Source organism: Alphaproteobacteria bacterium, from assembly GCA_016870095.1.
Classification (GTDB): domain Bacteria; phylum Pseudomonadota; class Alphaproteobacteria; order Paracaedibacterales; family VGCI01; genus VGCI01.
Genome location: VGCI01000009.1, coordinates 70,783 through 85,366 on the forward strand (window position 1 = coordinate 70,783; position 14,584 = coordinate 85,366).

12 protein-coding genes and 2 tRNA genes are annotated in these 14,584 nt (G+C 40.4%); 6 read left to right on the plus strand and 8 right to left on the minus strand.

The annotated features are described in order from the left end of the window. The first annotated feature begins 52 nt into the window (after positions 1–52). Entirely contained in the window at positions 53–391 is a 339-nt protein-coding gene (locus FJX03_07390; GenBank protein ID MBM3633505.1) for a tRNA-binding protein, read from the plus strand. A gap of 60 nt (positions 392–451) precedes the next feature. Here the strand turns inward: FJX03_07390 and FJX03_07395 are convergent, their stop codons facing one another. From FJX03_07395 to FJX03_07410, 4 genes are all read right to left on the minus strand, one after another. Continuing rightward, the gene (locus FJX03_07395; GenBank protein ID MBM3633506.1) at positions 452–1,777 is read right to left on the minus strand and encodes a hypothetical protein; all 1,326 of its coding nucleotides are present in this window, start codon (positions 1,775–1,777) and stop codon (positions 452–454) included. Positions 1,778–1,920: 143 nt separating this feature from the next. Then, on the minus strand, positions 1,921–2,472 hold the full coding sequence (locus FJX03_07400; protein ID MBM3633507.1) for a hypothetical protein: 552 nt from the start codon (positions 2,470–2,472) through the stop codon (positions 1,921–1,923). Positions 2,473–2,485: 13 nt separating this feature from the next. Further along, on the minus strand, positions 2,486–5,035 hold the full coding sequence (locus FJX03_07405; protein ID MBM3633508.1) for a leucine--tRNA ligase: 2,550 nt from the start codon (positions 5,033–5,035) through the stop codon (positions 2,486–2,488). 19 nt (positions 5,036–5,054) lie between these two features. After that, positions 5,055–5,597 (minus strand): DUF3576 domain-containing protein, encoded by a 543-nt coding sequence (locus FJX03_07410; GenBank protein MBM3633509.1) that lies wholly within the window; start codon positions 5,595–5,597, stop codon positions 5,055–5,057. A gap of 308 nt (positions 5,598–5,905) precedes the next feature. Between FJX03_07410 and umuD the strand changes: the two genes are divergently transcribed. Then, positions 5,906–6,460, plus strand: a complete 555-nt coding sequence (umuD, locus tag FJX03_07415; GenBank protein MBM3633510.1) for a translesion error-prone DNA polymerase V autoproteolytic subunit — start codon at positions 5,906–5,908, stop codon at positions 6,458–6,460. After that, on the plus strand, positions 6,457–7,725 hold the full coding sequence (locus FJX03_07420; protein MBM3633511.1) for a Y-family DNA polymerase: 1,269 nt from the start codon (positions 6,457–6,459) through the stop codon (positions 7,723–7,725). The genes umuD and FJX03_07420 overlap by 4 nt, the downstream gene beginning before the upstream one ends. 45 nt (positions 7,726–7,770) lie before the next feature. Here the strand turns inward: FJX03_07420 and FJX03_07425 are convergent, their stop codons facing one another. The 4 genes from FJX03_07425 to FJX03_07440 form a co-directional block, all read right to left on the minus strand. Next, the gene (locus FJX03_07425) at positions 7,771–8,808 is read right to left on the minus strand and encodes a hypothetical protein (GenBank protein MBM3633512.1); all 1,038 of its coding nucleotides are present in this window, start codon (positions 8,806–8,808) and stop codon (positions 7,771–7,773) included. 260 nt (positions 8,809–9,068) lie between these two features. Beyond that, entirely contained in the window at positions 9,069–10,370 is a 1,302-nt protein-coding gene (locus FJX03_07430) for a porin (protein ID MBM3633513.1), read from the minus strand. A 159-nt stretch (positions 10,371–10,529) separates the two neighbouring features. Beyond that, positions 10,530–10,880, minus strand: a complete 351-nt coding sequence (locus FJX03_07435) for a hypothetical protein (protein ID MBM3633514.1) — start codon at positions 10,878–10,880, stop codon at positions 10,530–10,532. Between the two features lie 107 nt (positions 10,881–10,987). After that, positions 10,988–11,074 (minus strand) — tRNA-Leu (locus FJX03_07440). 91 nt (positions 11,075–11,165) lie between these two features. On the opposite strand from FJX03_07440, the gene FJX03_07445 reads away from it, so the two are divergent. From FJX03_07445 to FJX03_07455, 3 genes are all read left to right on the plus strand, one after another. Then, positions 11,166–11,255 (plus strand) — tRNA-Ser (locus FJX03_07445). Between the two features lie 208 nt (positions 11,256–11,463). Continuing rightward, entirely contained in the window at positions 11,464–12,180 is a 717-nt protein-coding gene (locus FJX03_07450) for a hypothetical protein (protein MBM3633515.1), read from the plus strand. Positions 12,181–12,619: 439 nt separating this feature from the next. Beyond that, positions 12,620–13,963, plus strand: a complete 1,344-nt coding sequence (locus FJX03_07455) for a hypothetical protein (protein MBM3633516.1) — start codon at positions 12,620–12,622, stop codon at positions 13,961–13,963. The last annotated feature ends 621 nt before the right edge of the window (positions 13,964–14,584 follow it).

Consider the following 14,584-nt stretch of genomic DNA (forward strand, 5'->3'; position numbering starts at 1 on the left):
TAACTGTTTTCTTTAGATTATCATTAAAAACAATTAATTATGGATTATGAAAATGAACAAAATATCCTATGAAGATTTTAGTCGTGTTGACTTGCGCTGTGGAAAAGTCGTCAAAGTGGAGTTGTTTGCGCGCGCCCAAAAACCTGCCTACAAAGTATGGGTAGATTTTGGGCCTGAAATCGGAACCAAACAAACGTCTGCACAAATTACCCAACACTATACGCCGGAAAGTCTTCTTGGACGACTTGTTGTTGGGTGCGTTAATCTTTCCCCCCGCAACATTGCGGGCTTTATGTCAGAATTTCTCCTAGTGGGATTTTCAGATGCAAACGGTGCTATTTGTCTTGCAACCTCAGACCCTGCTGTACCAGAAGGACAAAAACTGCATTAAATGACGATTCAAGTCAACCGCTTGACATTAGCCTCAAGCGGTTGATTTTAGAAAATGCTCTTATTTTTTCACAAGGCTTTGAATAGCTTTAATTAATCGAGTTCCTTGAGCAGTTAATTTCTTGGTTTGAAATGGCCATTCTTGAAATTCACCTGAATCACAAAGAATTACTCGATTCCAACGATAAGGCGCACAATAGGGAATACCCACTTGGAATTTCTCATTGGAAAAATAAATTCTCAAAACATCGGTATTTTTCAAGGCCTGATTAGCGTCCGCCGGGAACCTCTCTTCAAAAAGCATACCGGGAAATTTCCACTCAAGATCTAAGATATTTTCAGGTAACTCAGGAGGGTGTTGTTCATGCCATGCCCGTTGTACTTCTTCCATCGAATTAAGGGAGAAGAAACGCTCTACCTGAATTGAATGAATACCAATGGACCCCATTTCCAAAAATTGTAAAAATTTTGGGCAATGATTGCCTCCCTGTTGTGAAGTGCGCCAACTATAAAACCTATCTATAAGGTGCATAAATGAAAATGCGCCTGCAGCTGAATCTGCGCGGTCGACTATATAAACAGGTGAATTATCTTGGGGTAAAACTGTCTGGAGATAGGAAAAATATCTCTCAATCCTATTCTGTGTGACAAAAATTTTGAAGAGGGACGTTAATGAGCTTGCAGAAATTGTGCTTTTCCCATCTGTAATATTTCTTTGAGCATGATTAGCTTTATCTGAATATGGCAAAGAAATTACTCTTCTGGAATTTGCATTATTTTCACAAAATTCTCGAAAGTATGTTGAGAATAATTGGGGAGAGCGACCTAAAAAAATAATAACGCTGTTTGGCTCTGTTTTCTGAATAAGTCGCTCAGTAGCCTGACAAAGGTAAGGTTCTATTGCAATAGTGCAATTCTCAACGTCTGAGCTTGATAAATCCTTGGGTTTTAGTCCATGATATTCTTCATTTTCATCACATATATAGTGACCCTCGCTTAACTTAAAATCTTTAATAGCTTGAATGGAAATTGTATGAATGTTGAGATCGCCTAAAATTTCATAAAAATCTTCGGCAGAAATATATTTTAAGACCTCACTTTTCGGTATATTTTTTGAATTATAGGGATTTTCGGATTTATTCACACTATGAAGAAAAGACGTTGCATGTATTGGATTTGTAAAATCACTCTCAGTAGAAGAAAGATCTTTTAACAATTCTAGAAGAACCGTTTGGATACCCTTCTTTATGATCGTGTGATCTAGAAAAACTTCAAAATTTGCCACTCTTGAAACTTTCGAAGAGGGAGTCTCTTCCTCGATTTTTTCAACAGCATAAGCGGGGACTAGATAATAGGTAACGACAAGCAATCGCACCAAGAAACTCATGATTTACACCTACTACTAATATTTTTGAAAGATTTAATTTATATATGGTGATCGTATTGTTAATTACAATATATAATATTTAACGTAATTAAAAAGCTTTCGATCAGGAAAATCCAGGAGGGATTAATAATAAGAAATAAGAGTTACCAATTGTGATCTTTATCCAAGCTTAACTTTGTTTTTTCTGCCACTTCCGGCAATGAACGTATTTTGAGCATAATTTCACGGCTAAGCTCTTCGGCAAGATTGATAAGAGCACGCTCACTTGCTGCAGTTTGTGCACTTCGTGTGCTAAATTCTTCTGTATAATTCAAAATGTAACTGCTGTAAGAGGTAACCACCCCACTTGCAAAAGATTCTCTGCCTAGCTGAATGGAGTAAGTTGCCATAGCTTGCACTTGGCTTCGGGATATTGTGGCGTCAGTTCCATAAGCAATCGGCACATAACCTTCACTCACAGAAATGTTAATGATATACGCGTTGGTATTTATTTTCGGCGTCAAAGCAAGTTGCTTTTCTAATTCTCGACGAAATTTATAGGCCGAATACCCGGTGCCTGTGATACTCAAATTAAACTTTTGGGGCGTTTCATGTTGACCGGACAATAAGGGCTGGAAGCCACATCCAACAAGAATAAAGCTTAAAAAAGTTAATAAGAAGAACTGCCTACCTGCCATTTTTAGTCTCTTTCTCATTTTATATCGCCCCTCAAACAACAATATTTACAATCCGATTCGGAATCGTAACGATGCGACGTATAGGACGACCAGCGATATCGCGAATAACAGCTGGAATAACGAGAGCCTCTGCTTCAACAAGGGATTTTTCAGTATCAACAGGCGCTTGAAAAGATCCTCGCGTTTTGCCATTAACCTGAACCGCAATCGTAGCGCTTTCAATTGCCGAAAGATTAGGATCAGCAACGGGCCAGGAGACATTAACTAGGCTGTCCGATTTTCTCATCCGACTCCAAAGCTCGCTGGTCAAATGGGGAATAATGGGATTCAAACCCTGAAGAAGAATTTCTATACCCTCCTTCAAAGCTGCACGGCTTATTCCTTTATGATCGACAGCTTTTTCAAGCGCATTTGTTAATTCACGCAAGAAGGCGATAGCCTTGTTAAACGCATTGCGTTCATAAGCATTTTGAAACTTCATAAGAGATTGATGAATATTTTTTCGTAAATTGAGCGTGGGCTCTGACTCCCCCGTCCGATCTTCAAGATCAAAAACTTGAAGACTCAACCGCCACACACGATTAATATATCGCCAAGCCCCCTCAACCCCCTCATCACTCCAGTCAAAATCTCTTTCGGGGGGCGTATCTGACATAACAAATAATCGCGCAGCATCTGTCCCATAGGTATCAATAATTGACTGGGGATCCACCACATTTTTCTTAGACTTACTCATTTTTTCAGAACGCCCTACTATCACAGGGGTGCCGTCTTTAACCATGACATACTTGCCGTCTCGATTTTTTTCAACTTCATGGGGATAAAGCCACTGACCGTCTTTTCCTTGATAAGTTTGATGACAAACCATCCCTTGGGTTAGAAGATTTTGAAAAGGCTCATCTATCGTTATATAGCCACAATCTCTCAACGCTTTGGTAAAGAATCGAGCATAGAGTAAGTGCAATACAGCATGCTCTACGCCTCCGATATACCAATCAACAGACATCCATTTTTGACTTGCGGCTTTATCAATAGGTTCCTTAGAAAATGGATTGCAATACCGCAAGAAATACCAAGAAGACTCAACGAAAGTATCAAAAGTATCTGTTTCTCGAACCGCGTCTTTAGAACAGTGGGGACAAGGAACATATTTCCAAGTTGGGTGATTGGCCAGTGGATTCCCCCCTTGTCCAAACATAACATCCTTAGGAAGTAAAACCGGCAAATCTTGATCCGGTACAGGAACAGGACCACAGTCCTCACAATAAATTACAGGGATTGGACAACCCCAATAGCGTTGTCGAGAGATACACCAATCTCGCAAACGATAGGTAATACGCCGCTCTCCCATCTTACGATGTTCAATTTCCTCAATGACTTTCGCGCGCGCTTCTTCAACAGATAATCCATTCAAAAAATCGGATTTTTGTAACGTTCCTGGGCCTGTATAAGCTTCCCTTAAAGGCTCAGAAAGGTCTGATTCTCCTTCAGCTTGGACAACTTTAATGATGGGCAACTGATATTTTGTTGCAAATTCAAAGTCTCGTTCATCGTGCGCCGGACAGCCAAAAAGCGCGCCAGTTCCATAATCCATCATCACAAAATTGGCCACATATACGGGCAATGTATGACCTGCTATAAATGGGTGATAAACCCGAAGACCTGTATCAAAACCCTTTTTTTCTTCCGTACTTAAAGCTTCTTCTGTGATGGGTGTCTGTTGACACATGGCCACGAATTCCGCCAACTGTGAATTTGTTTTAGCCAAGGTTTCAACAAGGGGATGAGCCGATGAAATTGCACAAAAAGCAGCGCCGAATAAAGTTTCAGGTCGCGTGGTAAAAACCTCGATAACCTCTTGATCTCGATCGACCACAGAAAACCGGAGGAGCGCCCCTTCAGACCGACCAATCCAATTTTCTTGCATACGCAAAACTTTATCCGGCCACCCGTTTTCAATCTTTGCCAGATCGTCTAATAGCTCTTGAGCATAACGCGTAATTTGCAAAGACCATTGCGTCAATTTTTTCTTTTCAACAATTGCTCCCGATCGCCATCCTCGGCCGTTGATGACTTGTTCATTGGCCAAAACAGATCCCTCGATGGGATCCCAATTCACCCAAATCTCTTTGCGATAGGCCAAACCTTTGCGCCAAAAATCTAAAAATATTTTTTGTTCATGAGCATAATAATCTGGCTGGCACGTCGTGACTTCTCGAGCCCAATCAAAAGCAAATCCTAAGGTTTGAAACTGCTTCTTCATAACCTTGATGTTTTCGACTGTCCAATCTGCAGGATCAACTTGATGCTCTGCTGCTGCATTTTCAGCCGGCAATCCAAACGCGTCCCAACCCATGGGATGGAGAATGGCATACCCTTGAGCCCGTTTGTATCGTGCAATCGCATCCCCAATGGAATAGTTGCGCACATGGCCCATATGAAGATGGCCTGAGGGATATGGGAACATTTCTAGAATGTAAGATTTAGGCTTTGTGGTATCATCCTGAACTTCAAAAATTTTTTCTTCTGTCCAGGCTTTTTGCCATTTACGCTCAAACTCTTTAAAGGCATAGGCCGTCATGGTTTAAATCTCAAAGTTGCTACTTATTGGCTTCCAAGTGCTTGACCCGCAATTGACGTGCTTTAGATAGAATAATATTTTCCATTTCTGTGGCCGCTGCCGTATCAGCGGAAGCATTCACCCATGCGCCTCTTTTGTTGGTCTGCTTATAAATGGTAACCTTTATGGCGTCCGTCCGCAATTGTGGATTTGTTACGTAAATGGTGACTTTTATGCGCTCGTGAGGCGTGCTTGGTGCTGTATACCAATCTGTCACAATGACTCCCCCTAAAGCATCTACAGATGCCAGGGGCATGAAAGACAGGGTATCGAGGGAGGCGCGCCAGATAAAGGGATTAGCTGTGGCAGAGGCCATCATCCCCGGAGAACCTGGTTTTTTTGGCCCCCCAAACTGCAGAAAATCCTCTCCAAATAAATTTCCAAATTCTTTTTTCCGCGCCTCATTGCGCCCCATCGGCACATTTTGGCCTTCTTTGGAGGATAAATCACTGCTACAACCCCCTAAAATAATAAGGCTTGAAGTTATCGCAAAAATGAATTTTTTTTCTGAATGTTTCAACACAGGTGTAAAACTCCATTATTATTAAGTAATTTTAAGGATGTTTTCCAAATTGGATTAAACCAATTATTTCCTCTTTATGCCATGAGCTTAGGGAATATGACAAGCTGAAATACTATAAAATGTAATTTTATCATATCTCTTTTGTTATTATTTGATTTTTTATTACTCCATTCTTCTCCTATTTTCTTTATTTTTCATAAAAATTTTTTCTATATTTTTTTAAATTGTTTTATTAGACAACGTGCTTTTTTTGCTGGTATGATTAATGTACAAATTTCAATACATATCAAAACGAGAGATAAAAGAAAATGGCAAAAGGTGACGTGCGACCCGATGTAGGGCAGAAAACAAATCCCATTCCCAACGGCGATAGGACTATTCCTAGATCTATTCCTTTTTCTATCCTAACGGCTATTGAGACTTGCATTACCGCTGGGAAATCGGGAGATATAAATGCGTCTCTTTCTCTTAAATTACCCTTTTTCACAAGCCAGGTATCCGCAGGTTTTCCGTCCCCCGCCGATGATTACCTCGAGAATCCACTGGATTTAAATCAATATTTAATCCGGCACCCCGCGGCTACTTTTTTCGTTCGCTCATCAGGAGATTCCATGATCAAAGCCGGAATCCACAATAATGACATTTTGATCGTTGATCGCTCATTGGAAGCCAAAAACGGTTCAATTGTCATTGCTGTTGTAAATGGAGAACTGACCGTCAAACGTCTTTATATCAAAGGAAAAAATATGTTCTTAAAACCTGAAAATCCGCATGACCCTGATTTTGTGATTACGCAAGATTTGGCCTTTCAAATTTGGGGCGTCGTAACGTCTGTCATTCACGAATTTAAGAGCCATTCATGATTGGTTTATTAGATGCAAATAATTTCTTCGCCTCTTGCGAACGGGTTTTTCGACCTGATCTTATAACTCACCCTGTGGCAATCCTTTCTAATAATGATGGCTGCATTATTGCCCGCTCTAACGAAGTTAAAGCGATCGGAATTCCTATGGGCGCCCCTTATTATAAAGTCAAAAAGATTCTCGATGCCCATAAAGTCGCTGTCTTTTCTTCCAACTTTTCTCTTTATGGAGATATGTCTTGCCGTATGATGAACCTTCTTCACGCCCTTGTCCCCAGAATGGAAGTTTATTCTGTTGATGAAGCTTTTATTGATTTATCAGGCATATCCAATATAGAAGCATTTTCTCATCACATCCGACATCAAATAGGAAAGGCGCTGGGCATTCCCACATCGCTTGGTATTGGCAAGACAAAAACCTTAGCGAAGGTTGCTAATTATTGGGCAAAGAAAGATACGGCCTACCAATCTGTTTGTCTTTTGAAAGAAGAAATAGACGTCAACACTGCCTTAAACAAACTAAAAATAGGAGAGATTTGGGGAATTGGTCGGCGCATCTCAACACGTCTTGAAGAGTTTAACATTCATACCGGATTGCAACTCAAGAACGTTGACCCTCGATGGATGAGGCGTCATTTTACTGTCGTGGGAGAGCGGCTCATTCATGAGCTCAATGGTGTATCTTGCCTTGAAGTTGAAGATATTCAAGAAGCAAAGAAATCCATTCAAGTCACACGAAGTTTTGCCAAACCGATCACTGACTTTGAAGAATTACGATCTGTTGTAGCCACTTATGCCACACGCTTAAGTCAAAAACTTCGAACCAATGGGTTAAGCACGCAAAATATTTTGGTTGAAATTCGCACCAACATTTATCGCCCCCAGAACTCTCAATATAGAAACAGTACAACCATCAGTTTACCTTTTCTTGTTGATGATGAATTACAACTCATTAAAGCCGCAACGAAAGCGCTGGAATGTATTTTTAAAGCAGGATTTTCTTATCATAAAGCGGGTGTTATGGCCTTTGATTTGCGCCCCAACGATCATCAAGTTCAACTCGATTTGTTTAGCACACTTCCCCTTGATAACCCAAAAACGATAAAACTTACCGCCGCTATGGACCAAGTTAATCAGCGATTTGGACGCGGCACCATCTTGTCCGCTGCTTGTGGGAAGCGCCTGCGGTGGCAAGACCAAAAGCAACACGTTTCCCCTGGCTATACAACCAACTGGCAAGAACTACCAAAAGTTTTTGCCCGCTAAAGAAATGGCTCATTTTCCCAAATTATGCCCGAAAAGAATCGACAATTATTTCTTTGAACTGGTGTTGTTTCCCAGTAATTTGGCTGAATTAGCGTCGACTTCATCACCGAGTCCTGTACACCCAAGCAGAGTCAAGTAAAACATAAAGGCTCTGTTAACTTTCCCATCCGCACACCCTCCATTTGTTAACTGATTTTCAGAAATACAAATAACAAGGAGCGGAAAAATATTTGGATTTGAAGGCCTTAGAATGTTGGTCAGGGTTACCATTCTTGAACATAACTCACGCACCAACTCACGTTTCAAATCCCAAAAAGGACTGGCAAATTGAAGGGATAAATTCTCAAAAAAATTCCAAACTTTATCTTTAAATTCGGCAACAGTAATGGAATGTCCGTCAAAGTCAGTAAGGTTGGCATTACCCGGCATTCCCATAATCATTTCCAAAATTGTCGCTATAATTTCGTCCCAATTTAAGCGCCCATCATCCCAATTTATATACCGGCCTATCTCTAAGAGAGTTTTAATTTTAAGGTGAGATCCCGTCACAAAAGCATCTAAATCATGAACATTTCGATCCGACTTTGTATTTTGAATTTTATTAACATAGGCAGAAATCTCATTAAATTTGGATAAAACATTTTGAAAGGATCTGTCTTTCCGTCGAATCTCTTTGCGCTCATTTAATAATCTTTCGAGCTCCTTATTTTCTTCCAGAAGATCAAAAAGAATTCCCATGACATTTTTTTGTAAGTTTTCAAAAATTTGGTGATGAATCTCAGCACGCGCTTCCAAACCTTTTTCTGAAAGGGAAGATGGGGCCGGATGAATGAGAGTTGCGAAAGATGGAAAATTGGTAACACCCCGTAAGGATAACTTTTTCTTCAAAACTGCATTTTTCTCAAGCATTTCAGTTGCTAGTTTCAAAGTTTCGACTTTTAAATCTTGTAAGGGCTTTAAATAATTGGATGGAGAGGAAAGATTTAGCTTTGTTGGCTGATCGTCTTCATTTTTAGAATCGTGAGCATAGGTCGCCCCTATAAGTGACCCTAATAAAACAAATGTAACCCACTTCATTTTCATGATAGGCAGTCCTTTATAAAATTTAAATTAATGAAGTTATATATTAGGCTGACGAATTTTTATGAAAGAAATAATTATTAATAACCAACCTAATGAATTATCTTGAGAAAATATCAGGCTATTCCTACAAAGTAAACATTTTTACATCGATGATTCTATTAAAATTTTCCTTATCCTAAATGCTAAATATTTTATCGGCTTAATAAAAAAGGGTAGGAAACAATCCTACCCTTTTGAAAAAATCTAAAAACAATAAGTTGTTAGAAAGCTATTTTTGTTCCCACGATACCCATAAGTGCCGAGTTACTTCCAATGCCCACATTGTTTGAGGTGCTTGTATTATTACCAAGGAATTGAGATTCTCGAGCCACTGCCGGACCATTTGAACGGCTGCGGATGTAGTCAACTTCCGTATAAACTTTTAAACCTTGTAAGGGAGTAACATCTATGGTTGCTGTATAGAAATCACTGTTCGCTTTCAAATTATCGCCCGTGTTGCGATTGGTCCGTTGGTAAGATGCACCAAATTGGTAAGCTCCCATCGTATAGCCCGCACCCAAATTCCAAGCTTTACCAGCATTGCCATTATTCATAGAACCTAGATTAACCGTCTTACTACCCGTATATGTAAAGGCAGGTGTTAAAGGAAGATGTGATCTGCCATTATCTAGATAACCGCCGCCAAAACGGAAATCGCCATAACCAATAACCGCTCCCAATTGATAGGCTTTTGCATCGCGGAAAGGCACTCGGGTCTTTGCCGTGCCATTTGTCCCATTAAAGAAATAGGACTTTGCTGAAACGCCAGCAGCGGAAAGAGTCATGCTCCATGCTCCGCTTTCCTTTTTATAAGTCACACCCACCGCCACGTTGCGCAAATCAAACGGTTGGTTACCTGTCACTTCATACAAACCGCGATTGCCAGGAAGTTTTCCACTTGAGCCTGTTGTATTATCGAGCTTGCTATCCCCTTTATGAGCCGTAGACGGGGTGTAGGCAAAACCAACCTGGAATCCCGCCATATCGGGACTATAATAAACTAGTTTTGTAGCATTTCCTGTGTCGCCAATAATATCGTTTCCGCGAACAACACCGGCAGACATGTTGTAGACATTGCTATAGCCACCATCAAAGCCACCTGTGCCACCAATGATTTTACCAGCGTCCCAAATCATGCTGTCTTCAGGACCCACGGTGTTACCAAATTGGAAAGTACCGGCTTTTGACTTAATTTGAATGTAGTTTTGGTCAACCACCGAACTTGTTCCGGGAATGGTTTCCAAAGTAATCCGATACATATATTCTAAACCCGTAACGGATGTTCCCATAATCGTGAAAAACAAGTTTGAGGCATCAACAGCAACGTGCGGTTGAGGTCCACCTTTACCATTTATACGATTTTTTTGATCCACAATATAAGCATTCACAGCCGTGAAACCATTGATCTTTAGGGAAGGAGGAATCGCCCCTGACGATAAAACTTCACCATAGGATGGGATGCTTCCCAACGCCACAAGAGCCAAGCCTGCCAATGTAGACTTTGCGAAAATTGCATTAACCATTTGTTATTCCTCCATTATTACGGTAATTTGCTTAAAATACGCCTTAGATTAAATTATTAGTCCTATAAAAACCCTAAAATGAAGATTGGATCAACCTGAAATTTTATGAAATCGGAAATCACCAATCCTCTGTGTCTTTGTGAACACAGGTGAGTTCTTTTAAGAGGGAATGTTTGTTTTCATTAAGACATCTCGCAAAGTGAAGACGGAATCTTGAGAGGATCTTTTCATCGATATTTCTGCGCGAAGGGCTTTCAAAAAAAGACGTTTTGAAGGAGATGCCGGCGCCCCCATGGACTTTCGTAATACTTGGCCCAATACCCCTCGCAATAAATAAACAGCATTTTGTTTAGCATCGCTGGCATCAAGAGCCACCAGCAAAGATCCAGACGTATGGGTGGCGGTGCGCGCAGCTGCTGCAACTTTTTGATTATGCTGATTAACCCATGTTTGAATTTCCTGATCATGTTCGCGTAAAATGGGAGCAAAATCAAAACTCTGTTGAGTCATGCGCGTATCCTTTAAGAAATATAGGCTTAAGAGGTGAAAGAAGCCTTAAAGAGGTTAATGAGCAAAGTTTTTGTAACCCCTCAAGCCCGTGAAGACCGTATATAAAGTGGTGCCTGCTGCCGGACTCGAACCGGCACGCCTTTTGGGCGACAGATTTTAAGTCTGTTGTGTCTACCAAATTCCACCAAGCAGGCTCCAAGGGCAACTTTAATCATTTCCCTCTCAGCTTTCAACAAAAACTATACACACATTTTCAGTTTCTATGATAGTTTATGCACGAATCGAGGAGGAGTGCCGGAGTGGTCGAACGGGGCGGTCTCGAAAACCGTTGTGCGCGTGAGCGTACCGTGGGTTCGAATCCCACCTCCTCCGCCATTAACTCGCTCTGTCAGGAAATATTAGAAATTTCTACCTGAATACTCTTGAAGCTCTTTGATAAAAAAACAACACTTCAGAACTTTTTATTTCAAGACTTTCTCTTTAACTTTCTTTTAATTGGAAACAAAGTTGTTTTTTTAAAAATTGATCATTATATACATAGTGTAAGTTTTTATTATAATTTATAAACAAAGGGCTTTTGTTAATGAATAAGTTGCATTATTTATCATTTTATTTTTTATTTAGCTTGTGGGTCTGTAATGATGTTAGGGCCGCCGGTGCTGACACTGAAGAAGCAGACAGCAGTCGATCAACTCAATTAACAATAGTGTCCGAAAACAAAGCACATAATGAGGATATCCCCCCTTTACTTCTTCTCTCCAATGAGCTGCTAGAGAAAGTTATCTCCTTTAAGGGAGTCGGCAAAAAAGTATACCCCGTCTGTCAAAGACTAAGAGAAATTGTTCAAGGGGCTCCTTGTTTTACCTTTGCCCCCCGCCACAGAGATATTGACCTTGAGATCTTATCTCGATTGAGCCATGTTCACACACTGAATCTGTGCTTTTCAAGAGGGGTTAGGGATGTTTCGGCCCTTGGCCATGTTCACACACTGACACTAAGTTACACAGGAGTTAAGGATGTTTCAGGTCTAGGCAATGTTCACACACTGAATCTGAGCCACACAGGGGTTACGGATGTTTCAGCTCTGGGCAATGTTCATAATCTCAATCTGGTCCGCACAAGGATTACGGATGTTTCGGCCCTGAGCAATGTTCGCGAACTGGATCTGAGTTATGCCTGGGTTACGGATATTTCAGCACTAGCCAATGTTAAAAGATTGATTATTTCTGGTTGTAATGTATCAGATGAGAATATTGCTGAGCTTCGCAGAATAAACCCAGAGATAATAATTAAAAGGTAATATTGTGCGTTCTTTCTGTAGATTTTAGGGGCGATAACTTGTCAATAAAATCTACAGGTGCGCAATTGATGCTGACTCTTCGATGGATCAAGTAGAGGCATTATTAAAATTATACAAACCCCAAACTTTCATTTCTCGATATCCAAAAAGCCACAATAGGACTGCCAACTCCTGCGCCATTCGCTCTGTAGGGAATATTAGAAATTTCCACCTCAATACTATTGAAGCCCTTTGATATTAAATAAGACTCAAGAAATTCTTTTCAAATAGAAGTGCAAAATAACTAATTCGCGAACAATCTCTCTCCAATTGCTTACCTATTTCAAGTTTTTCGCTTTATCTTCCTTTTAATTGAAAATAAAGTTGTTTTTTAAAAATTGATCATTATATACATAGTGTAAGTTTTTATTATAATTTATTAAACAAAGGGCTTTTGTTAATGAATAAGTTGCATTATTTATCATTTTATTTTTTATTTAGTTTGTTGGTCTGTAATGATGTTAGGGCCGCCGGTGCTGACACTGAAGAAGCAGACCGGAGTCGATCAACTAAATTAAGAAAATTGTCCGGAAACAAAGCACACAATGAGGAGATACCCCCTTTACTTCTTTTCTCCAATGAGCTGCTAGAGAAAGTTATCTCCTTTAAGGGAGTCGGCAATAGCGTCTACCCCGTCTGTCAAAGACTAAGACAAATCGTTCAAGGGGCTCCTGGTTTTAGCTTTCGCCCCCCCAACAGAAAAGAAATGGACCTTAAGATCTTACATCGACTGAGAGATGTTCACACACTGGATCTGAACAACACAATGGTTACGGATGTTTCAGCTCTAGGCAATGTTCACGCACTGAATCTGAGCCTCACACGGGTTACGGATGTTTCGGCCCTAGGCAATGTTCACACACTGAATCTGAGCCTCACACGGGTTACGGATGTTTCGGCCCTAGGCAATGTTCACACACTGGATCTGAGCCACACAGGGGTTACGGATTTTTCAGCACTAGCCAATGTTCACACCCTCGATTTGAGCAACACAAAGGTTACGGATGTTTCAGCGCTGGGCCATATTCACACACTGGATCTAAGCCGTACAATGGTTACGGATGTTTCGGCCCTGGGCAATGTTCACACTCTGTATCTGGAGAAAACAATGGTTACGGATGTTTCGGCCCTGGGCAATGTTCACACACTGGATCTGGAGAAAACAATGGTTACGGATGTTTCGGCCCTAGGCAATGTTCATACACTGGATCTAAGAGTCACAGGGGTTACGGATGTTTCGGCCCTAGGCAATGTTCACAATCTGAATCTGAGCTACACAGAGGTTACGGATGTTTCAGCCTTGGGCAATGTTCACACTCTGGATCTAAGTGAAACAGGGGTTACGGATGTTTCGGCCCTGGGCAATGTTCACACACTGGGTCTAAACAACACAAAGGTTACGGATGTTTCGGCCCTGGGCAATGTTCACACACTGGGTCTAAACAACACAAAGGTTACGGATGTTTTAGACCTGGGCAATGTTCACACATTGAGTCTGCAGGGCACAAAGGTTACGGATGTTTCAGCTCTAGGCAATGTTCACACACTGAATCTGAGCGTCACACGGGTTACGGATGTTTCAGCACTGGGCAATGTTCACACAGTGGATCTAAGCTATACAAGGGTTACGGATATTTCAGCACTAGCCAATGTTAAAAAATTGATTATTTCTGGTTGTAATGTATCAGATGAGAATATTGCTGAGCTTCGCAGAATTAACCCAGAGATAATAATTAAAAGGTAATATTGTGCCTTCTTTCTGTAGATTTTAGGGGTATTGACTTGCCACTAAAATCTACAGGTGCGCAATTGATGGTGACCCTTTGATGGATCAAGTAGAGGCATTATTATAATCATACAAACCCCAAACTTTCATTTCGCGATATCCATAAAGCCACAATAGGACTGCACCTTCCTACGTCATTAACTCGCTACATACGGAATGTCAGAAATTTCTACCTTAATACTCTTGAAGCTCTTTGATATTAAATAAGACTCAAGAAATTCTTTTCAAATAGAAGTGCAAAATAACTAATTCGCGAACAATCTCTCTCCAATTGCTTATCTATTTCAAGTTTTTCGCTTTATCTTCCTTTTAATTGGAAATAAAGTTGTTTTTTAAAAATAGATAATTATATACATAGTGTAAGTTTTTATTATAATTTATTAAACAAAGGGCTTTTATTAATGAATAAGTTGCATTATTTATCATTTTATTTTTTATTTAGCTTGTGGGTGTGTAATGATGTTAGGGCCGCCGGTGCTGACACTGAAGAAGCAGACAGCAGTCGATCAACTCAATTAACAATAGTGTCCGAAAACAAAGCACATAATGAGGATATCCCCCCTTTACTTCTTCTCTCCA

What these genes read in the sequence shown, in the direction of transcription:
- FJX03_07390 (MBM3633505.1), top strand. Translation starts at nt 53, where the DNA reads ATGAACAAAATATCCTATGAAGATTTTAGTCGTGTTGACTTGCGCTGT.
- FJX03_07395 (MBM3633506.1), bottom strand. Translation starts at nt 1,777, where the DNA reads ATGAGTTTCTTGGTGCGATTGCTTGTCGTTACCTATTATCTAGTCCCC.
- FJX03_07400 (MBM3633507.1), bottom strand. Translation starts at nt 2,472, where the DNA reads ATGAGAAAGAGACTAAAAATGGCAGGTAGGCAGTTCTTCTTATTAACT.
- FJX03_07405 (MBM3633508.1), bottom strand. Translation starts at nt 5,035, where the DNA reads ATGACGGCCTATGCCTTTAAAGAGTTTGAGCGTAAATGGCAAAAAGCC.
- umuD (MBM3633510.1), top strand. Translation starts at nt 5,906, where the DNA reads ATGGCAAAAGGTGACGTGCGACCCGATGTAGGGCAGAAAACAAATCCC.
- FJX03_07420 (MBM3633511.1), top strand. Translation starts at nt 6,457, where the DNA reads ATGATTGGTTTATTAGATGCAAATAATTTCTTCGCCTCTTGCGAACGG.
- FJX03_07425 (MBM3633512.1), bottom strand. Translation starts at nt 8,808, where the DNA reads ATGAAAATGAAGTGGGTTACATTTGTTTTATTAGGGTCACTTATAGGG.
- FJX03_07430 (MBM3633513.1), bottom strand. Translation starts at nt 10,370, where the DNA reads ATGGTTAATGCAATTTTCGCAAAGTCTACATTGGCAGGCTTGGCTCTT.
- FJX03_07435 (MBM3633514.1), bottom strand. Translation starts at nt 10,880, where the DNA reads ATGACTCAACAGAGTTTTGATTTTGCTCCCATTTTACGCGAACATGAT.
- FJX03_07450 (MBM3633515.1), top strand. Translation starts at nt 11,464, where the DNA reads ATGAATAAGTTGCATTATTTATCATTTTATTTTTTATTTAGCTTGTGG.
- FJX03_07455 (MBM3633516.1), top strand. Translation starts at nt 12,620, where the DNA reads ATGAATAAGTTGCATTATTTATCATTTTATTTTTTATTTAGTTTGTTG.